Origin of the sequence: Acuticoccus sp. (assembly GCF_965213555.1) — a bacterium.
GTDB lineage: Bacteria > Pseudomonadota > Alphaproteobacteria > Rhizobiales > Amorphaceae > Acuticoccus.
The window spans coordinates 78,470-97,878 of record NZ_OZ243890.1; the positions used below are offsets into that span (position 1 = coordinate 78,470).

Annotated in this window: 21 protein-coding genes; 11 read left to right on the plus strand and 10 right to left on the minus strand. The window is 71.2% G+C overall.

Annotated features, from left to right (window positions below; all coding sequences use genetic code 11):
• Positions 1-50: 50 nt before the first annotated feature.
• A complete protein-coding gene (locus ACOOE8_RS00595; RefSeq protein ID WP_420392987.1) occupies positions 51-803 on the plus strand; it encodes a GntR family transcriptional regulator in 753 nt (250 codons plus the stop codon).
• 5 nt (positions 804-808) lie between these two features.
• Here the strand turns inward: ACOOE8_RS00595 and ACOOE8_RS00600 are convergent, their stop codons facing one another.
• The 6 genes from ACOOE8_RS00600 to ACOOE8_RS00625 all read right to left on the minus strand — a co-directional run bounded on the left by ACOOE8_RS00600 (position 809) and on the right by ACOOE8_RS00625 (position 6,099).
• Entirely contained in the window at positions 809-1,531 is a 723-nt protein-coding gene (locus ACOOE8_RS00600) for an HpcH/HpaI aldolase/citrate lyase family protein (protein ID WP_420392988.1), read from the minus strand.
• A gap of 212 nt (positions 1,532-1,743) precedes the next feature.
• Positions 1,744-2,946 (minus strand): CaiB/BaiF CoA transferase family protein, encoded by a 1,203-nt coding sequence (locus ACOOE8_RS00605; protein WP_420392989.1) that lies wholly within the window; start codon positions 2,944-2,946, stop codon positions 1,744-1,746.
• Between the two features lie 93 nt (positions 2,947-3,039).
• Positions 3,040-3,762: an SDR family oxidoreductase gene (locus tag ACOOE8_RS00610; RefSeq protein ID WP_420392990.1), complete on the minus strand. Its 723-nt coding sequence runs from the start codon at positions 3,760-3,762 to the stop codon at positions 3,040-3,042.
• Positions 3,759-4,550 carry an amino acid ABC transporter ATP-binding protein gene (locus tag ACOOE8_RS00615; protein ID WP_420392991.1) on the minus strand — a complete coding sequence of 264 codons (792 nt, stop codon included), beginning with the start codon at positions 4,548-4,550 and terminating at the stop codon, positions 3,759-3,761. The genes ACOOE8_RS00610 and ACOOE8_RS00615 overlap by 4 nt, the downstream gene beginning before the upstream one ends.
• The gene (locus ACOOE8_RS00620; RefSeq protein ID WP_420392992.1) at positions 4,547-5,269 is read right to left on the minus strand and encodes an amino acid ABC transporter permease; all 723 of its coding nucleotides are present in this window, start codon (positions 5,267-5,269) and stop codon (positions 4,547-4,549) included. Before ACOOE8_RS00620 ends, ACOOE8_RS00615 begins: the two co-directional genes overlap by 4 nt.
• Before the next feature lie 23 nt (positions 5,270-5,292).
• A complete protein-coding gene (locus ACOOE8_RS00625; RefSeq protein ID WP_420392993.1) occupies positions 5,293-6,099 on the minus strand; it encodes a substrate-binding periplasmic protein in 807 nt (268 codons plus the stop codon).
• 174 nt (positions 6,100-6,273) lie between these two features.
• Here ACOOE8_RS00625 and ACOOE8_RS00630 point away from each other — a divergent pair, with 174 nt between their 5' ends.
• A complete protein-coding gene (locus ACOOE8_RS00630) occupies positions 6,274-7,884 on the plus strand; it encodes a CoA-binding protein (RefSeq protein ID WP_420392994.1) in 1,611 nt (536 codons plus the stop codon).
• Positions 7,782-8,432, plus strand: a complete 651-nt coding sequence (locus ACOOE8_RS00635) for an acetate--CoA ligase family protein (protein ID WP_420392995.1) — start codon at positions 7,782-7,784, stop codon at positions 8,430-8,432. Before ACOOE8_RS00630 ends, ACOOE8_RS00635 begins: the two co-directional genes overlap by 103 nt.
• Positions 8,433-8,633: 201 nt before the next feature.
• Here the strand turns inward: ACOOE8_RS00635 and ACOOE8_RS00640 are convergent, their stop codons facing one another.
• Genes ACOOE8_RS00640 through ACOOE8_RS00650 form a run of 3 tightly spaced genes read right to left on the minus strand, consistent with a single transcriptional unit; the run spans position 8,634 to position 11,152 of the window.
• Positions 8,634-9,125 (minus strand): PaaI family thioesterase, encoded by a 492-nt coding sequence (locus tag ACOOE8_RS00640; RefSeq protein ID WP_420392996.1) that lies wholly within the window; start codon positions 9,123-9,125, stop codon positions 8,634-8,636.
• Positions 9,118-9,903, minus strand: coding sequence for an enoyl-CoA hydratase (locus ACOOE8_RS00645; protein ID WP_420392997.1), 786 nt, complete (start codon positions 9,901-9,903; stop codon positions 9,118-9,120). Before ACOOE8_RS00645 ends, ACOOE8_RS00640 begins: the two co-directional genes overlap by 8 nt.
• Before the next feature lie 19 nt (positions 9,904-9,922).
• Entirely contained in the window at positions 9,923-11,152 is a 1,230-nt protein-coding gene (locus ACOOE8_RS00650; protein ID WP_420394583.1) for a CaiB/BaiF CoA transferase family protein, read from the minus strand.
• Between the two features lie 96 nt (positions 11,153-11,248).
• On the opposite strand from ACOOE8_RS00650, the gene ACOOE8_RS00655 reads away from it, so the two are divergent.
• The 4 genes from ACOOE8_RS00655 to ACOOE8_RS00670 all read left to right on the plus strand — a co-directional run bounded on the left by ACOOE8_RS00655 (position 11,249) and on the right by ACOOE8_RS00670 (position 15,007).
• Positions 11,249-11,947 (plus strand): GntR family transcriptional regulator, encoded by a 699-nt coding sequence (locus ACOOE8_RS00655; protein WP_420392998.1) that lies wholly within the window; start codon positions 11,249-11,251, stop codon positions 11,945-11,947.
• 73 nt (positions 11,948-12,020) lie between these two features.
• The gene (locus ACOOE8_RS00660) at positions 12,021-12,986 is read left to right on the plus strand and encodes a tripartite tricarboxylate transporter substrate binding protein (RefSeq protein ID WP_420392999.1); all 966 of its coding nucleotides are present in this window, start codon (positions 12,021-12,023) and stop codon (positions 12,984-12,986) included.
• 10 nt (positions 12,987-12,996) lie between these two features.
• Entirely contained in the window at positions 12,997-13,491 is a 495-nt protein-coding gene (locus ACOOE8_RS00665; RefSeq protein WP_420393000.1) for a tripartite tricarboxylate transporter TctB family protein, read from the plus strand.
• Positions 13,492-13,510: 19 nt separating this feature from the next.
• Entirely contained in the window at positions 13,511-15,007 is a 1,497-nt protein-coding gene (locus ACOOE8_RS00670; protein ID WP_420393001.1) for a tripartite tricarboxylate transporter permease, read from the plus strand.
• Here the strand turns inward: ACOOE8_RS00670 and ACOOE8_RS00675 are convergent.
• Positions 15,004-15,912 carry a LysR family transcriptional regulator gene (locus ACOOE8_RS00675; protein WP_420391236.1) on the minus strand — a complete coding sequence of 303 codons (909 nt, stop codon included), beginning with the start codon at positions 15,910-15,912 and terminating at the stop codon, positions 15,004-15,006. The genes ACOOE8_RS00670 and ACOOE8_RS00675 overlap by 4 nt on opposite strands.
• A 115-nt stretch (positions 15,913-16,027) precedes the next feature.
• On the opposite strand from ACOOE8_RS00675, the gene ACOOE8_RS00680 reads away from it, so the two are divergent.
• The 4 genes from ACOOE8_RS00680 to dctP all read left to right on the plus strand — a co-directional run bounded on the left by ACOOE8_RS00680 (position 16,028) and on the right by dctP (position 19,320).
• Positions 16,028-16,603, plus strand: coding sequence for a carboxymuconolactone decarboxylase family protein (locus ACOOE8_RS00680; RefSeq protein WP_420391235.1), 576 nt, complete (start codon positions 16,028-16,030; stop codon positions 16,601-16,603).
• Positions 16,604-16,631: 28 nt separating this feature from the next.
• Positions 16,632-17,123, plus strand: coding sequence for a hypothetical protein (locus ACOOE8_RS00685; RefSeq protein WP_420393002.1), 492 nt, complete (start codon positions 16,632-16,634; stop codon positions 17,121-17,123).
• A gap of 56 nt (positions 17,124-17,179) precedes the next feature.
• Positions 17,180-18,166 carry a DMT family transporter gene (locus ACOOE8_RS00690; RefSeq protein ID WP_420393003.1) on the plus strand — a complete coding sequence of 329 codons (987 nt, stop codon included), beginning with the start codon at positions 17,180-17,182 and terminating at the stop codon, positions 18,164-18,166.
• A gap of 113 nt (positions 18,167-18,279) precedes the next feature.
• Entirely contained in the window at positions 18,280-19,320 is a 1,041-nt protein-coding gene (gene dctP / locus ACOOE8_RS00695) for a TRAP transporter substrate-binding protein DctP (RefSeq protein ID WP_420393004.1), read from the plus strand.
• Positions 19,321-19,409 lie beyond the last annotated feature (89 nt).

The window sequence follows — 19,409 nt, forward strand, 5'->3', positions numbered from 1 at the left end:
GGGCGGTCGCCCCCCAGCGTCGTCGCGCCCCGCCGTCGGGCGTCACCGTGATGCGCGGGGAAGGCGGCGAGGCGGTGGAGGCGCCGCGCTACCAGCGCGTGGCGGAGGACCTCATGGCGCGGCTGCGCGCCGGCGAGTTCCCCGTGGGGTCGATGCTGCCCACCGAGCTGGCGCTCGCGAGCGCCTACGGCGTCAGTCGCCACACCGTCCGTGCGGCGCTCGACCGGCTCGAGAGCCTCGGACTGGTGCGCCGGCTCCAAGGGTCGGGCACATCGGTCGCCGGCATCGAGCCGGCCGATCGGTTCGCGCAGGAGGTGAGCGCCCTCGACCAGCTCCTGCAGTACCCCGAGAACACCCGCCTCTTCCCCCTGCGCGCCGCGCGGGTCACCGCCGACGACAGCCTCGCCGCCCGACTGCGCCTCCCGGCCGGTGACTGGGTCAGGATCGACGGGGTGCGGCGGGTGAAGATCACCGCGCCGCCGATCTCGCTCGCCACGATCTACCTGCGCGCCGCCTACGCCGACATCCTCGACGACGTGGGCGCGGGGAGCGAGCCCGTGTACGCTCAGGTCGCCGCGAAGCACGCGCTGCGCATCAGCGAGGTCGCCGTGGAGGTGAGCGCCACCTCGGTGGACGTCGCGACCGCACAGGTGCTCGACGTGGGAGCCGGGACGCCGGGCCTTCTGGTTGAGCGGCGCTACCTCGACCAGTACGGCCGCGTGTTCGAGGTCTCCTCGAGCCTGCATCCGGCCGAGCGCTTCCGCTACACGATGCTGTGGCGCCGGGCGTCGCCCCCGCGCTGACGGCCTTACGGCGCACCGCCGTCCCGCCGCGCCGCCTCCGCCGCGATCCGCAGCGTCCGCTCCGCCATCACGACGATGTCGATGGCGACGAAGGTGCCGTCGACCACCGCGGTGCCGCGCCCGGTCGCAAGCCCTTCTTGGTAGGCGGCGACGATGGTGCGTGCGCGGGCGACCTCCTCCGCCGTCGGCGTGAAGGCGCGGTTCGTCGGCGCCACCTGCGCGGGGTGGAAGACGCACTTGCCCGAGAAGCCGAGCTCGCGGGCGAGCTCAGCGTCCTTGCCCGAGGCCGCGCCGTCCTTGACGTCCGAAAGGTAGGGCGCGTCGATGGCCGCCGCACCGACCGCCGCGGCCGCCGTCGCCACGACCGCGCGGGGGAAGGCGAGGCCGGCCGGCGTCATCGCGCCGCCGGTCGCCGCGGTGAAGTCGCCGGGGCCGAAGAACAGCGCCGCCGTCCGCGGCGAGGCGTCGGTGATGGCGAGGGCGCCGAGGATGCCGCGGGGGGTCTCCAGCGTCAGGATCAGCGCGACCTGCGTCCCGCCGGCCCGGTCGAGCGCCTCGACGACGGCGTCGACGTCGGCGGGCCGCTCGACCTTGGGGACGAGGACCGCGTCGACGCGGTCGAGCGGAAGCGCGGCGAGGTCGTGCCCCAGCGCGTCGCTGCCGACGCCGTTGACCCGCACGACGCGCTCGGCCGGGCCGAAGTCGAGCGTCGCCAGCGCCTCGGCCACCGCGCGGCGCGCCGCGTCCTTCTCGCCGGGAGGGCACGCCGTCCTCGAGGTCGAAGGCGCAGACGTCGGCGCCGAGGCCGACCGCCTTGGCGAGCCGCTCCGCGCGGTGGCCCGGCGTGATCAGCATCGTCCGGCGCAGGCGGCTGCGCGGGTCCAACGCCGCCTCCGTCATCGCCGCGACGGTGCGTGCACCGCGCGCGGCCGAGCCAGGGTCAGATGACCCCGAGCTGCTGGAGCACCGCCACGCGTTCCTTGGTGAGCCCCAGGCGACCCTCGTAGATCTCCTCGTTGTGGCTGCCGAGGGCGGGACCGGCCCAGGTGATGCGGCCGGGCGTGTCGGACAGGCGCGGCACGACGTTCGGCAGGGCGAGCTCGCCGGCGCGCTCGTCCTCGAAGTAGACGATGTTGTCGCGCGCCTTGTACTGCGGGTCCTCGAAGATCTCATCGACGGCGTAGACCGGGCCGCACGGCACCTGATGGCGCTCGCAGATCGCCATCAGCTCGTCGCGATCGTACTTGGCCGTCCACTCCGCGACGGTCTCGTCCACCGCCTCGCGGTCGGCGTCGCGCTCCGCCACGGTGCCCCACTTGCCGTCGCCGGCGACGTCGGGGATGCCCATCGCCTCGGCGAGGCGGGCGAAGATCTTGTCGCTGGTACAGGCGATGGCGATCCAGCGCCCGTCCGAGGTCGGGTAGTGGCTGTGCGGCACGACGTTGACCGTGCCCGGACCCATGCGCTGCCGTACGTAGCCCTTCATGTGGTAGGACGGCGCGAGCTCATCGAGGATGCGGAAGATCGGCTCGTAGAGCCCGATGTCGATGTACTGGCCGCGTCCGGTGTGGTCACGCGCCCTCAGCGCCATCATCGTGCCTAGCGCGCCGTAGAGCCCTGCAAGGTAATCCGGGATCGTCGCCGAACCCGGCGTGACCGGCGGACGGTCCGGGAAGCCCGCGAGGAAGGACAGGCCGCCGAACGCGTTGCCGATCCGACCGAAGCCGGGGCGGTCCTTGTAGGGTCCCGTCTGCCCGTAGCCCGTGATGCGCACCATGACGAGGCGCGGGTTCACCTCCGACAGGACGTCCCAGCCGAGGCCCCATCGCTCCAGCGTGCCGGGCTGGAAGTTCTCCACCAACACGTCGGCGTCGGCGACGAGCTGCTTGAAAAGCTCCACACCCTCGGGCTTCCTGAGGTCGAGTGTGATCGACTTCTTGTTGCGGCACTCCGACAGCCAGGGCAGCGTGTCGCCGCAGGGATGGACCGAGCCGAAGCGGCGCAGCGCGTCGCCGATCTGCGGCAGCTCGACCTTCACGACCTCGGCGCCGAACTCGGCGAGCTGCGTGGAGCAGAACGGCCCCGCGAGGAAGCTCGCGCTGTCGATCACGCGGATGCCCTGAAGGGCCTGGGTGTCGCTCATCGCTGCCATCCTACGCATCGTTCGGCGGCCGTCGGCCCCGTGCCTCCGGCACGATACGCCCGCCCGTGGACGAGCCGCAACAGGCGCCTCGCGTCAGCCGGCGAGCCAGCCGCCGTCGACGGGCAGCAGCGCGCCCGTGGTGAAGGTGGCGTCGGCGGCGAGGTACAGTGCGGCGGCGGCGACCTCGTCGGCGCGGCCGAACCGCTCCATGGGGTGGCGGGCGCGCGAGCCCTCGCGCGCCTCGTCGGGTGCGCCGGCGCGCGCGAAGGAGCGCTCGAGCATGTCCGTCTCGATGGCGCCGGGGACGATGCAGTTCACCCTGATGCCCTCGTGCGCGTAGTCGAGCGCCAGGCTTCGGGTCAACGCGACGACGGCGCCCTTGGAGGCGACGTAAGACGCGTTGGCCCGCCCGCCGGCGATCGCGAGCTGCGAGGCGACGGTGATGATGGCCCCGCTCCGGCTCGCCCGCATGAAGGGGAGCACCGCCTCCATCCAGACCACCGTGCCCATGAGGTTGACCTCGAGGACCTCGCGCCACGTCGCCTCGCTCGTCTCATGCAGCGCCCCGCCGACGGAGATCGCCGCGGCGGTGACGAGCACGTCCGCCCCGCCGAACGCCTGCACCGCTTGGGCGGCGGTGTGCCGGTCCGAAACGTCGCAGGTGACTGCCTCGATGCCGGTGGACGGCGAGACCGGGCGACGGTCGACCGCAAGCACCCTTGCCCCCTCCGTCGCAAACTGGCGCGCCGTCGCGGCACCGATCCCACCCGCGGCGCCGGTGACGATGCAGCGCACGCCGGCGAGGCGGCCGGTCACACGAGGATCTTGTCGAGGAAGCGACGCAGCCGCTCGCTGTCGGCGCCGCCGAACAGTCGCTCGGGCGGGCCGGACTCCACGTCCCGTCCCTCGTCCATGAAGATCACGCGGTCGGCCACCTTCTTGGCGAAGCCCATCTCGTGGGTGGCGACGATCATCGTCATGCCCTCGCCCGCCACCTGCTCCATGGTGGCAAGCACCTCACCGACGAGCTCGGGGTCGAGCGCGGAGGTCGGCTCGTCGAACAGCATCACCTTCGGCCGCATGGCGAGCGCACGGGCGATGGCGACGCGCTGGCGCTGCCCGCCCGACAGGTGCTCCGGGTAGGCGTCCGCCTTCTCGCCGAGGCCCACCTTGGCCAGGAGCCGATGCCCCTCCCCGGCGGCGTCGCGCACCGACAGGCCGAGGACGGCGGTGGGCCCGGCGATGACGTTCTCCAGCGCGGTGAGGTGGGGCCACAGGTAGAAGTGCTGGAACACCATGCCGATCTCGGCCCGCATCGCGGCGAGCTCGCGGCCTCGCATGGGACGGCGCCGACCGCTGCCCTCCACGAAGCCCACGGGACGGCCGTCGACCCGCACCTCGCCCTCGGTCGGTTCCTCCAGGTGGTTGATGCAGCGCAGCAGCGTGCTCTTGCCCGAGCCCGACGGGCCGATGAGGCAGACGACCTCGCCCGCGCCCACCGTCAGCGACACCCCGCGCAGGGCGTGAACGGCGCCGAACCGCTTGGCGAGGCGGTCCACCTCCACCATCGGACGGGCGCCTTCGGGTGGGGCGGACGCGCTCACGCCTCGCGCGCCGCGCCGACGTGGTCCATGAGGAGGCGGCGGCGCTTGGACGGGCTCAGCCCGCGACGCTCCACCGCAAAGCGCCGCTCGAGGAACAGCTGCAGCCCGGTGAGCGCGCTCGTCAGCACGAGGTAGATCGCCCCCGCCGCCGTCAGGATCTCGATCGCGCGGTAGGTGGACGAGTAGATCATCTGCGCCGTCAGCATCAGCTCCTGCACCGTGATCACCGAGGCGAGCGACGTGTTCTTGGTGTGGGTGATGAAGTTCGACATGTAGGGCGGGATGACGATGCGGATCGCCTGGGGCAGCACGATGCGGCGCAACGTCGAGCCGGAGCGCATCCCCACCGCCTGCGCCGCCTCGCGCTGCCCGGGGTGCACCGCCTGAAGCCCTGCGCGCAGGATCTCGCAGTTGTAAGCAGCTGAGCTCGCCGAGAACGCGATGATCGCCGCTGGGAACGCCTCGAGCGTCAGCCCGAACGCCGGTGCGGCGTAGTAGATGAAGAAGAGGTGCAGGAGCACGGGCGTGCCGCGGAAGATCCAGACGTAGGTCCACACCGCCGAGCGCAGCCAGCCGAGCTTCGACAGCCGGCCGAGCGCGAGGAGGAGGCCGAGGCTCGTCCCGATGGCCTGGCTGACGACGGCGAGCGCGATCGTCAGCAGCGAGGCCTCGAGAAGCACCGGCAGGTACGTGCCGACGACGCTGAAGTCGAGGTCCACGGCGAGCCCTCGCTAGCTCGCCGTCACGGCACCTCGTCGACGAGCTCGGCGGAGAAGTTCTCGATGCCGAAGTACTTCAGCGCCCACTCGTCGAGGAGGCCCTCCTCGCGGGCGGAGCGGATTGCCTCGTCCACCGCGGCCTTCAGCTCCGGCGAGCCCTTCTGCATCGGCACGCCGACGAAGCGCACCTGGTAGGGCTCGCCGACGATCTCGGCGACGCCCGGCCGCTCGCGCACGAAGTTCGCGGCCGCGGTGTCCGGGGCGACGACGGCGTCGATGCGGCCGATGGCAAGGTCCTGGAACATCTCGGCGTAGCCGGCGTAGCCCTTGAAGCCTTCAAACGCGCCGTGCTCCTCCTCGATGGCTCGGGCCGGCACCTCTCCGTCGTTGCCGCCGGCGATGGCGCCGACGCGCTTGCCAGCGAGGGTCGCCGGGCCTTCGATGTCGGTCGCGTCGGAGCGGCGAACGACGACGACGGCGGAGCGCGAGTAGGGGATTGAGTAGTCGAACGTGCCCTTGCGCTCCTCGGTGATGTTGACGTTGGAGAAGACGGCATCGAAGCGGCCGGTCTGGAGGCCGGGCAGGATGCCCTTCCAGTCGAGCCGGTTGAGCTCGATGGGCACGCCCAGCTTCTCCTCCACGTAGCGGGCGACCTCGATGTCGTACCCGGTCAGCTCGTTGTTCTCGTCGACGTAGGTGACCGGCGGCAGGTTGCCGCTCGTCGCAGCGACGAGCTCGCCGCGCTCCCTGATCTCGCTAAGGTCGGCCGACGCCGCGCCCGCCGCGACGAGCACCGTCAGTGCGGCTGCCGCTCCTAAGATCCGCTTCATCGTCGTCTCCCGCGTGTGTCCCGTCGCCCAAGCCGAAGGCAAGCCGCGCGCCAAGGCGCTGCACCTTACTGCGCGCCGACGCCGGTGTCGCGCCAACGTCGTCGCGCGGTGGGTTTGCGGGCGTCCCAGAGGGGCTAAGGTGGCGGTCCTGAGACCTCAGAACGCGGAACCGCCATGACGCGCGCCCCCTACCCCGCCGAAGAGCTGCAGCGCCTGTTCGCTCCCGAGCGCATCGCGATCGTCGGTGTGTCGTCCCGGGAGACCTCGTTCGGCGCGCGCTTCGTGCAGAACCTTGCCCACTTCGAAGGCACGGTGGACCTCATCAACCCAAAGTACGGCGAGCTGCACGGGCGGCCTTGCCACCCCTCGCTGTCCGCGCTAGGCGCGCGGCCGGACTGCGTCGTCGTCGCGACGGACCTCTCGACGGTGGAGCCGATCTTCGAGGAGTGCATCGCGGTGGGTGCGGGCGGGGTGGTGATGATCGCCTCGGGCTTTGCCGAGACCGGCGAGGCGGAAACGGTGGCGGTGCAGTCGCGTCTCGCGCGTCGTGCGGCGGAGAGCGGGGTCAAGCTCGTCGGCCCGAACACCATCGGCTTCGTGAACTTCGCGCGGAAGGCCGGTGCGACGTTCATGACGGGGCTCAACCTCGAGCGTGGCTACGGGCTGGCCGGCGAGGATCGCAGGATCGGGTTCGTCAGCCAGTCCGGCGCGCTCGGCTTCGCGTTCGGTCAGGCGATGGAGCGCGGCGTCGGCTTCAGCCACGTCCTGACGTGCGGCAACTCGGCGGACGTCAACGTGGCGGACTGCGTAAGCTACCTGATCGAGGACCCCTCGACGCGGGCCATTGCGTGCCTCGTCGAGGGCATGGCCGACCCGCGTCAAATCGAGGCCGTGACGCGACGGGCGACCGCCGCCGGCAAGCCGCTCGTGCTCTACAAGATGGCCAAGGGCGAAGAAGGTGCGCGGGCGGCCGCCTCGCACACCGGCAACCTCGCCGGCTCCCACGATGCGTGGCGCACCATGGTGGAGCGCGCCGGCGGCATCTTCGCCGATGGTGTCGAGACGATGCTGGAGGTCGTCCAGTTCCTCGCCAAGGCGCCGCCGCCGACGGGGCCTGGCGCGGTCGTCATCGCGACGTCAGGCGGCGCGGCGATCATGGCGGCGGACGCGGCGGAGGAGTTCGGGGTCCCGCTGCCCCAGCCGAACGCCGACGTCACGGCGACGCTGAAGGCGCGCATCCCGCACTTCGGCTCGGCGCGCAACCCGTGCGACGTGACTGCGCAGGTGCTCAACGACACCGCATCGTTCACCGAGTGCGCGGAGGCGGTGCTCGGCCAGGAGGACTTCGGCACGCTCGTGGTGCCCCACGTCCTCGCATACGCGACGTCGGTGCCGCGCATCGCGCTGCTCAACGAGCTGGCGGCGAGTGCGGGCAAGCCCATCATCCTAACCTGGCATTCCGGCTGGCTGGAGGGACCGGGTGCGCTGGAGGCCGAGGCCGCGCCGCACCTCGGTCTTTTCCGGTCGGTCGACAACTGCTTCCGCACGCTCGCGCTATGGCAGCGTTGGCACGCGCGCCAGCCCGACCAGCCCGCCGGCCGTGTGTCGACGCCTCCGCCGCGGACACGGTGCGCCAGGGCCTCGCGGGGGGGCGCACGCTCGCCGAGCGCGAGGCGAAGGCGGTGCTGTCGGCCTACGGGGTTCCCGTCGTCGACGAGCGGCGCGCCGCGAGCGCGGCGGAGGCGAGGGCAGCGGCCAAGGCGCTCGCCGGCCCGCTGGTCATGAAGGTCGATTCCCCCGACATCGCGCACAAGACGGAGGTCGGCGGCATCGCCCTAGGCCTCCGGACTCCGGACGCCGTCGCCGCCGCCTACGAGGCGATGATGGCGACCGTGGCGGAGCGCGCCCCAGGCGCACGGATCGACGGCGTGCTGCTCCAGCCGATGGTGCAGAGCGGTGTGGAGATCGTGGTCGGCGCGCGCGTCGACCCGGCGTTCGGCGCCATCGTCGTCGTCGGCCTCGGCGGCGTGTTCGTGGAGCTCATGCGCGACACCGTCGCCGCGCCGGCGCCGGTCACGACGCGACAGGCAGAGGACATGCTGCGGCGCCTCGCAGGCGCGAGGGTCCTCGACGGCTTCCGCGACCTCCCCGCGGTTGACGTCCCCCGCCTCGCCGAGGTCGTCGCCCGCGTGTCGGAGTTCGCCGCGGACCACGCGGACCGCCTCGCCGAGCTCGACGTCAACCCGCTCATCTGCCGCAGTGCCGACATCGTCGCCGTGGACGCGCTCATCGTCACCCGCGAGGCAGCGCCCGCCGCGGTGGAGCCCGCCTGACGGCTCGCGCGCGCCTTGGATCCATCATTCCGGTGGAAGACCCGCCGGAGGCGTGTCTTCCTTGAAGCGACATTCCGGCGGAGCCGACACCCTCAGGACCGCGCGGATCGTCCGATGGGTCAAGGGCGAAGAGCGAAGCGTCCCTTGAGGCATCGGACGCTCCGTGCGAGGCTAGGGCACCGAGGGAGCGTGCCGCCGCGCTCAGCCCGGCATCTTCCACGTCGCCGTGGCGTGGGCGACGGGCCGCTCGTCGTCGTCCCACAGCCGGCTTTCCAGGAACGCGATGGCGCGGCCGCGGCGCAGGAATCGCCCCTCGCAGGTCGCCCAGCCGGACGAGATCGGCCGCATGAACTGCACCTTCAGCTCGATGGTCGCCGTCGCCCCCTCGCCCACCACCTTCTTGGCGAGGTGGCCCATGGAGATGTCCATGGCGGTCGTCAGGATGCCCCCGTGCAGCGACCCCTGCGGGTTGAACAGGAACGGCTGCACCGGGAAGCGGACGCGGCACGCCTCCTTGGCGTCGTCCGGCGCGTCCTCGGGGAGGTAGGCGAATTCGAGCCCGATGAGGCGCGCGAGGAAGAAGCGCTCGAAGACCTGCTCGTGGTCGCCGATCGCGGTCCCGATCCGGTCCTGAACACCTGCCGGGTCGACGGTGACCCCCGGACCCGAGAGCGCAACCGGGCGATCAGGCACCGACGAAGTCCGGCTGCCGCTTCTCCATGAAGGCGCGCCGGCCCTCCACGTAGTCCTGGCTGTCGAAGCACTGGGCGACGAGCGCGTCGCAGCGTCCCATGTCGCGCGCGCCTTCGTCGAGCTGCGTCTGGTTGGTAATGAACTTCACCGAGTCCACCGTCAGCGGCGCGTTCGCGGCGATGGTCTGGGCCATCTCCATGGCCTTGGCGCCGACCTCGGCGTCCGGCACGACCCGGTTGACGAGGCCCATGATGCGCGCCTCCTCCGCGTCGAAGCGGCGCGCGGTGAAGAAGATCTCCTTGGTGAAGGACGGCCCGACGACCGCGGCCAGGCGGTTGATCCCCTCGAAGCCGTAACCGAGGCCGAGCCGGGCGGCGGGGATCGCGAACTGCGAGCCCGTGCCGCAGACGCGCAGGTCGCAGCACACCGAGAGCGCCACACCGCCGCCGATGCAGAACCCGTCGATCTGCGCGATGGTGGGCTTGGGGAACGCCTCGACCTTGCCGTAGACCCGCTTGGTCGTCGCGTTGTAGTGCGCCACCGCCTCCTTGGAGGCGCGCTCGGTCTCGAACTTCGAGATGTCCGCGCCGGACACGAACGCCTTGCCGCCGGCGCCCGACAGGATGAGGACGCGCACGCCGTCGTCCGCCTCGAAGGCGTCCAGCGCGGCCTCCACCGCCTCCCACATCTCAAGGGAGACGGCGTTGCGCTTCTCGGGCTGGTTGAACACGATGCGCGCGACGACGCCGTCGCGCTCGGTGAGGATCTTGTCGGTCATCACGGGTCCTTGGGTTCTGTCAGACGACGCCGTCGGCCTTCAGGCGCTCGATCTCCTCGGCGCCGTAGCCGAGGGCGGCGAGCACCTCGGCGGAGTGGCCGCCGCACAGCGGCGGGGGCGCCGCGATGCGGCTCGGCGTGCGCGACAGCGTGACGGGCTGGCCGATGAGCTGGGAGCGCCCACGCTCGTGGCTGTCCACCGGCTGGACCATGCCGAGGTGGCGCACCTGCTCGTTCTCGAACGCCTCGCCGATGTCGAAGATCTCGCCCGACGGCACGCCCGCCTCGTTGAAGCGGCGCACCCACTCGGCCGTCGTCTCGCGCACCGTCTCCGCCTCGATCTCGGCGTTCAGCGCGTCGCGGTTCGCCGAGCGCGCCGGGGGCGTCGCGTAGTCCTCGTTCGCGTCCCAGTCCTCGCGACCCATCACCTTGCAGAAGCGACGCCAGATGGCGCCGCCGGCGACGGCGATGTTCATGTAGCCGTCGGCGGTCTTGAACACGCCGGTCGGGATCGAGGTCGGGTGGTTGTTGCCGGCCTGCTTGGGCACCTCGCCGTCCATCACGTAGCGCGCCGCCTGGAAGTCCAGCATGAAGAGCTGCGCCTGGAGGAGCGAGGTCTGCACCCACTGGCCGCGGCCCGACACCTCGCGCTCGAGGAGCGCCACCATGATGCCCTGCGCCGCGAAGAGCCCCGCCGTGAGGTCGGCGATGGGGATGCCGACCCGCATGGGCCCGTCGCCGGGCTTGCCGGTGATGGACATGAGTCCGCCCATCCCTTGGGCGATCTGGTCGAAGCCAGGCCGCTCCTTGTAGGGGCCGTCCTGGCCGAAGCCGGAGATGGACGCGTAGACGAGGCCAGGGTTGTCCGCGCTCAGGGTGTCGTAGTCGATGCCGAGGCGCGTCTTCACGTCCGGCCGGAAGTTCTCGACGATCACGTCGGCGCGGCCGGCAAGGTCGCGAAAGATCTTGCGGCCCTCCTCGGACTTGAGGTCGAGGGCGAGGCTCTGCTTGTTGCGATGGAGCTGCTGGAAGTCCGAGCCCGAGCGCGGCCCGCCGAGCTGGGACCCGTCCGCCCCCTCGGGCATCTCCACCTTGATGACGTTGGCGCCCCAGTCGGCGAGCTGGCGCACGCACGTCGGCCCTGAGCGCACGCGGGTGAGGTCGAGGACCAGGAAGCGCTCCAGCGCGCGGCTTGCGGATGGCGTCTGGCGCGGGAACGCCGCGCCGGCGTGCGACCTTTGTTGCTCCATCACGGCGTCGGCCATGGCAATCCCTCCTGCGTGGTTCCGTCGTATGTCAACTGCTGAATGTTGACAACTTGCTCCGATCCGTCCGAAGGAGCAAGGATGACGACCGCGGAAGCACGCGTCCCCTTCATCCGATCGACGCTCGGCGAGAGCGTTCGTTCCGAGGTCGAGCGCATGATCCTCGCCGGCGAGTTCGCGGCGGGCGAGAAGCTCAACGAGGTGGCCATCGCCGACGCGCTGGACGTGTCGCGCGGCACGGTGCGCGAGGCGATCCGCACACTCGCCGACACCGGCCTCATCGCGCTCGTCGCGAACCGCGGCGCCTACGTGCGTCGGCTCTCGGTGGCCGAGATCGCGAACCTCTACGAGACCCGCGGCGCGATCTTCGCCATGGCGTGCGGGGCGGTCGCCCGCCGTCGGCCGGCCATCGACGAGCCCGAACTCCTCGCGCGCCTCGACGCGAACCTTGCCGCCATGCGGCGGGCGCAGCTCGCGGACGACCGCGCCGCGTACTACACGCTGAACATCGCCTTCCACGACCTCATCCTCGACGCGGCGGAAAACGCCCGGGCGAAGTCGATCTACGACCGCCTCGTCAAGGAGATGCACCTGTTCCGCCGGCGCGGGCTGTCGCTGGCGCTCAACATCCAGCGATCCCTGGAGGAGCACGGCGCCATCGTCGAGGCGATCCGCGCCGGCGACCCCGAGGCGGCGCGGGCCGCCGCCGCCCGGCACATCGAGTGCGGGCTCGGCCGGTTCCGCTCGACCTTGGCCGAGGCCGACGAGCTTGGGAGCTGACCCCGCCAGCCCGGACCGACGGACTTCAACGCGCGGACAACAGCGCGCCGACAACTTTGGGAGGAGACCCCGCATGACGATCCACCGCACCGCGTTCGCCGGCCTCGCCGGCGCCCTCGCGCTCTGCCTCGCCCCTGCGGCGAGCGCGCAGCAGGACTTCCCGTCCGACACCATCGACGTCGTCATCCACGCCGGCCCCGGCGGCGGCACCGACATCACCACGCGCATGATGACGACGGGCGCCACCAAGGTGTTCGGGGAGGACATGCAGGTCGTGCCGAAGCGCGGCGGCTCGGGGGCGGCGGCGCTCATGTACGTCGACAGCCAGCCGCGCGACGGTCACACGATCATGACGCTGACCCAGAGCCACATCTTCAACATCCTGCAGGAGAAGGTGCCGCTCACGATCGAGGACATCGTCCCCCTCGCGCGGGCCACCGACGACCCGATGGTGATCGCGGTCCCGACGAGCTCCGACATAAAGACCATGGACGACCTCGTCGAGGCGTCGAACTCCACCGACGGTGGGCTCAAGTGGGGCACCACCTTCGCCGGTGGCGCGGATCATGTCGCGATCCACACCTTCACCAAGGAGGCCGGGATCCCCTACACCATCGTGCCGTTCAAGGGCGGCGGCGACATCGTCACGAACCTCGTGGGCGGCAACGTCGACGTGGCGCTGCTGAACTACGCGGAAGGCGAGTCGCAGTTCAACGCCGGGGAGCTGAAGGCCATCGCCGCGCTCTCCGAGGAGCGCATCGACGCGCTGCCCGACACGCCGACCGCGAAGGAGGCGGGGGTCGACGCGACCGCCTCCACCGTGCGCGGGTTCGTCGTCCTGTCGGGCGTTCCCCAGGACGTCGTCGACACGCTGTCCGACGGCATCGTGGAGGGGATGTCGACGCCGCAGTACACCAACTACCTGAAGTCCGGCGGGATGCCCGCGACGTCCGTCGTCGGGCAGGAGGAGTGGGGCGACCACATCATGCGGATCTACGAGGAGAGCCAGTCGGCGCTCGAAGAGCTCGGCCTGCTGTAGGACACCGCGCATGTCGTCGCCCCGCGATCCGGAGGGTCGCACCGGGGGGCGATGGCCGCGCGACCTCCTCGTCGGGGTCGTGCTGCTCGCCTTCTGCGGCCTCGCCTACTGGGTGACGCTCAGCTTCGAGGAGGCGCCGGCCGCGCTCGCCCAGAACGTCCAGCCGGCGACGTTCCCGCGCCTCGTCATCGCGGTGATCGCCGTCCTCGGCGCACTGATGATCGTCCTCGGCCTGCCGCTCAAGGAGCCGCTGCGCCGACGGCCTCCCGTGCCGGTGTTCGTCACGGCGGCGATGATGGTCGCCTTCGTCGCCGCGCTGGAGCGGCTCGGCATCATGGTCGCGATGATCGTGTTCGCGCTCGCCATGCCCATCCTGTGGGGAGAGCGGCGGCCCGTGCCACTCCTGCTCTACTGCGTGATGTTCCCCGCCGCGATCTGGGTGGTGTTCGTCGAGCTCCTCGACGTGCGCTTCGAGCCCGGTGTGATCCAGAACCTGTTCGGCTGACCGCCGGCTCGGAGACCTTATGGACGGCTTCCTCTCCGCGCTCGTCGCCTTCACCGATCCCTACCTCCTCTTCATCGTCCTGATCGGGACGATCGGCGGCGTCGTCGTCGGCGCGATGCCGGGGCTCTCCTCGACGATGGCGACGGCGCTTCTCCTGCCGTTCACCTTGACCATGGACCCGATCGCGGCGATCGCGCTGCTGTCCGCGCTCTACTGCGCGGGCACGTTCGGCGGCTCGATCACCGCCATCCTGGTCAACGCACCGGGGGCGCCGCCCGCCGCGGCGACCGCGTTCGACGGCTTCCCGATGGCGCAGCAGGGGTTCGCCGGCAAGGCGCTGGGGATGGCGGCGATCGCGTCCGTCATCGGCGGCGTCTTCTCGGTCCTCGTACTCATCGTCGCCGCGCCGGCGCTGTCGCGCGTCGCCTACAACTTCGGACCGCCAGAGTACTTCGCGCTCGCGCTGTTCGGCCTCTCGATGCTCGCCACCATCTCCGGCGAGAGCGCGATCAAGAACCTCATCGGCGGCGCGTTCGGAGTGCTCCTCGCGACCATCGGGATGGACTTCACCACCGGCGTCGACCGCTTCACCTTCGGCAACTTCGAGCTGTCGGAGGGGATTCACTTCATCCCGGTGATGATCGGCCTGTTCGCCGGCGCCGAGTTCCTGAAGCAGGCGGCGGACCTCGGCACCCAGAAGGTGCGCATGGCGGTCGACGCGGTGAAGCTGCCGACGATGGAGGACTTCCGCCGCTGCGCGGCCACCATCGCGCGCTCCTGCGGCATCGGCGCGTTCGTCGGCCTGCTACCGGCCGAGGGCGGCACCGTGGCGGCGATGATCGGCTACAACGAGGCCAAGCGCTGGGCGAAGGACAAGTCGAAGTTCGGCCGCGGCGATATCCGCGGGGTCGCGGGGCCGGAGGCCGCCAACAACGCGGCGACGGGCGCTGCCATGGTGCCGACCTTGGCGCTCGGCATCCCGGGCTCGGCGACGACCGCGATCATCCTCGGCGCGCTCCTCGTCCACGGCCTGCGACCGGGCCCGCACCTCTTCACCGAGCAGCCGACGCTGCTCTACGCGATCTTCCTCGCCATGCTCCTGTCGAACCTCGCGTTCGGCGTGTTCGGCTTCGTCGGCGCGAAGCTCTTCGCGCGCATCACGCTGATCCCACTGCGCTTCCTGTGGCCGTCGGTGTTCATCCTCGCCGCCATCGGCGCCTACGCGCTCGAGCAATCCGTGCTCGACGTGTGGATCATGGTGCTCGCCGGCCTCCTCGGCTTCGTCCTGCAGCGCTTCGGCTTCTCCGCCGCGCCGATCATCATGGGGCTGATCCTCGGCGAGCTCGTCGAGGGGAGCCTCAAGCAGTCGCTCATCATCTTCGACCACGACTGGTGGCGCTTCCTGGAGCGGCCCATCGTGGTGGGCTTCCTGCTGGTCACGCTCGCGTCGATGGCGGTCCCCGTCTTCGGAGCGCTCCGGGCGCGCACCCGCCGCGGGACGGCGCGGCAAGCCTAGGAGGAGGGCGACAGCGCGGCGTCACGCCGGAACTCCTCGGCGACGAAGTCGACAACGGCGCGCACCTTCGGCGAGACGAGCCGGCGCTCGGGGAAGACCGCCATGACGGGCCGCGCGGTCGGCTCGTAGGCGGCGAGCACGCGCTCCAGCCGCCCCTCAGCGACCTCGTCACGCCACATCCATGTGGGCGTGACGCCGACGCCGAGACCCTCCAGCACCGCCTCGCGCATGGCGTCGGCCGTGGAGACCCGCAGCCTGCCGGACACGGGCACCGACACCGCGCCCTCCGGTCCCTCGAACTCCCAGAGGTTGCCGGTGGCGAGCTGCGTGTAGACCACGCAGTCGTGCGCGGCGAGATCCTGGGGCCGCTGCGGCCGTCCACGGCGGGCGAAGTAGCCGGGATGGGCGACCACGATGCGGTGGGCGAGCCCGACGCGACGGGCGACGAGGCCGGCCTCCTTGAGGACGCCGATGCGGAGCGCGACGTCGACGCCCGCCTCCACGAGGTCGACGAACCCGTCGGACAGCACGAGCTCCATGGTGATCCCGGGATGGCGCTCGAACAGCCGGCCGAGCCTCGGCACGATGTGGAGCCGGGCGAACGCGACCGACGTTGCCAGCCGCACCAGGCCTCGCGGATCGGCGCTGCGCCCGCCGACGCTGGCGTCGGCCGCGTCCGCAGCCTCGAGGGCGGCACGCGCGAGCTCCAGGTAGCGACGCCCGTCCTCGGTCAACGCGATCTGCCGCGTGGAGCGCACCACGAGGCGCGCGCCGAGAGCCGCCTCGAGCTGCGCAACCGTCTTCGACACGGCGGGCTGCCCGACCTCGAGGAGGCGCGCGGCGGCGGAGAACGATCCCGCCTCCGCCACGCGCACGAACGTCTGCATCGCGCCAAGCCGATCCATGTCGCCATTCCCCCTTGGAATGAACCTTATCGCCGATGCCTGCCTGCCGCGGCAACGCGGAATGACCGATGTGGGGAGGGCGCCGGACAGTCCGGCCATCGCAGGGAGACACGCCATGAAGAACGACTTCGTCATGCACACCGATGCGAGCGCACCCGAGGCGTCTCGCCCGCTCCTCGACGACGTTCGCGCCGCCTGGGGCTTCGTGCCCAACCTCCACACCGTGCTCGCCGAAAGCCCGGCGGCGCTCGAGGCCTACGGGACGCTGTGGGCGATCTTCGAGCGGACGTCGCTGACCCCCGTGGAGCGCAACGTCGCCTACCTTGCCATCATCTACGAGAACGGCTGCGAGTACTGCATGGCCGGCCACACCGGGCTGTCGAGGCGCGCCCACGTGCCGGAGGAGGCGATCGCCGCGGTCCGCGACGGGCGCCCCCTCGCCGACGCGAGGCTCGAGGCGCTGCGCCGCTTCGCCGCCCTCGTGACGCGCCAGCGCGGTGAGGTGGCCCCCACCGACGTCGCCGCCTTCAAGGCGGCCGGCTACGACAACCGCGCCGTCCTCGACGTGCTCGTCGGCGCCGCAACCAAGCTCATCTCGAACTACGCCAACCACCTCGCCGAGACGCCGAACGACGCCTTCATGGCCGGCCTCGAGTGGTCGCGCCCCGCTGCCCAGCGCGCCGCTGCCTGATCCTCAACGCCAAACAAGGAGCCGACCCATGTCACTCATCACCACCTTCGACCGGTCCCTCGACCGTGACGACCTCGTCCGCCTCGCAACCACCGCGCTCCTCGCGGGCGTCGCCGCCGACCTCGCCTGGGAGGTGTGGGCCCGCGCCCTCACCCCGCTGTGGGTCGGCGGGCCGCTGCAGCCGGCCGCGCTCATCCAGTCCGTGTTCGGGTTCAACAACTGGCCGCTGGCTGAGGCGATCCATGCCTTCGTCGGCGTTGTTGCCTACCCGCTCGGCTACCTTCTCGTCGCACTGCCCTTGGCTCGCAGGGTGGGCTCGGCGCTCGGCGTCGCCCTGCCATGGCCGATCGTGGCGGCGGGCTTCGGGGTCGGGCTGTGGGTATTCGCGCTCTACGTGATGGCGCACCTCTTCGCGGGCTTGCCGCCGTTCCTTGGCTTCATCGCGCTGACCTGGGCCTCGCTCGTCGGGCACCTCGTCTTCGGCCTCGTCGTCGGCGCGGTCGTCGCCCTGCGCCGCTGAACGACGCCAGGCTTCCGGGGCGCGCCCCTTGACCGTGCCCGAAGAGGAGATCACCGATGACCACCATGGCCGCAAAACCGACCCCACTCGCGGGAGCGCCCGCGGCGGCCTCCCTGGGGGTCGCGCTGGGCATCCTCGCCGCGGTCGTCTGGGGCGCCTACATGGCGATGAGCCGCGCCGGCGCCAACGCCGGCCTTTCGCCCTCCGACATCGCCTTCATGCGCTTCGCGGTGGCGGGGCCACTGATGCTCCCCTGGCTGCTCGCGCACCGGCCCCTCCGCCTCGCGGGCATCGGCTGGTCCCGCAGCCTCGTCCTTGCCCTGCTCGCAGGTCCGCTCTTCATCATCCTCTCGGCCGGCGGGTACCAACTCGCGCCGCTGGCCCACGGCGCGGTGTTCCAGCCCGCCGCGGCGACCCTCGGTGGGCTGGCCTTCGCGGCGCTCCTCCTGGGAGAGTCGCTGACCGCGTCCCGCGTCGTGGGGGCGGGGACGATCCTCGCCGGGCTCGCGGCCATCGCTGGCCCCGGCCTTGCGACCGAGGGCATCGCTGCGCTGGCGGGCGACGCAATGTTCGTCGCCGCGGGGCTCCTGTGGGCGCTGTTCGCGGTCGCCGCCAAGCGCTGGGACATCGACCCGGTCGCGGCGACCGCCTCGCTGTCGGTGCTGTCGGCCGCCGTGTTCGTCCCGTGGTACCTTGCCTTCGACAGCCTCGAGCGCATCGCCGCGCTGCCCGGACCGACGCTGGTCGCCCAGCTCGTCGTGCAGGGGGTGCTGTCCGGCATCGTCGCGATCCTCGCCTACACCCGGGCGGCGCAGCTCATCGGCGCCTCCCGCGCGGCGGTGTTCCCTGCGCTGGTGCCGGTCATTGCGATCCTCATCGGCGTCCCGGTCGCGAACGAGGTGCCGGAACCCATGCAGGCCGTCGGCATCGCCATCGTCGTCCTCGGCCTCCTCACCGCGATCGGGGCGCTGCGGCGTCCGCTCCGCGCCGCGCGTCGCGCCCTCCGGCCAGCCGGGGCGGCCGCGGCGCAGGGCTCCGATTGACGGCGCCTCCGCCCCCTGTCTTGTTGGCAGTCGATGGGATAACGTCCTCACTGATCAACACGTCCAACAACGGCGGGCGCGCGAGCGACCCGCCGACCCTGGGGAGGGATTTAATGAGCAATTGCAACGGGCTCGACCGTCGCCGCGTCCTCGCTGGCGCCGCCGCCGGTGCGGTGGCGCTGATGGCGCTCGGCACGACGGCCGCGGCGCAGGAGAGCGTGACTTGGCGCGTCCAGTCGCACTGGCCGAAGGCGTCGGCGTCGTTCGACGACAGCCTGCAGGTGTTGGCCGACCAGCTGAAGGAGCGCACCGAAGGCCGCTTCACCCTGGAGCTGTTCGGCGCCGGCGAGTTCGCCAAGGGCCCTGAGATCTACAACCTCGTGCGCCGCGGTGTGGTCGAGATGGGCACCACCTCGCCTTCGTACCTGCAGGACGAGGCGCAGACCTACGCGTTCGCCATGGGCATCCCCGGTTCGCTCCGCGAGGAGTGGGAGATGATGCACTACATCAAGAACATGGGCGTTGAGGATCTACTCAACCAAGAGCTCAACCCAGCCGGCGTGATCTACTTCTCCGAGAAGGTCTATCCGACGGAGCTCGTCGTGAAGCAGCCGATCACGTCGGCGCAGGACTTCGAATCGCTCAAGTTGCGCTCAGCAGGCACGATGATGGACTACCTTTCGGCCGTCGGCGCGGCGCCGCAGATGGTCGAGGGGTCCGAGCTCTACCAGGCCCTCTCCTCGGGCGTCGTCGACGGGGCGCACTGGGGCGCCGCCCAGGGCGCCCAGTCCATGAGCCTCTGGGAGGTCGCCAAGTACCACCTGACCCCGGCGCTCGGCATCACCGTCGACGCCTACATCGTCAACAAGGATGCCTACGAGGCGTTGCCGGACGACCTGCGCACCACCTTCACGAACCTCGTCAATGAACGCTTCTTCCTCCGCTCGACCGAGTATCAGCTCATGGAGCAGCTCGCCCTTGCAGAGGGGCAAGAGTCGCAGGGGGTCGAGGTCATCGAGCTGCCGCAGGACGTTCTGGATAGGTTCACGGAAGCGTCGCAGCAGATCATCGAGCAAGAGTCCCAGCGTGGCGAGCTCGCCCAGCAGGCGGCCGACCGGCTGCGCGAGCTGATGACGCAGCTCGGCTACCTCTAAGCCGACGCCAAGACAGGTCGCGTCGCACCAGCGGCGCGACCTCCCACGCACCGCTTGCCCGCAGCACCGGTTGGCGGTGGCCCGTCCTG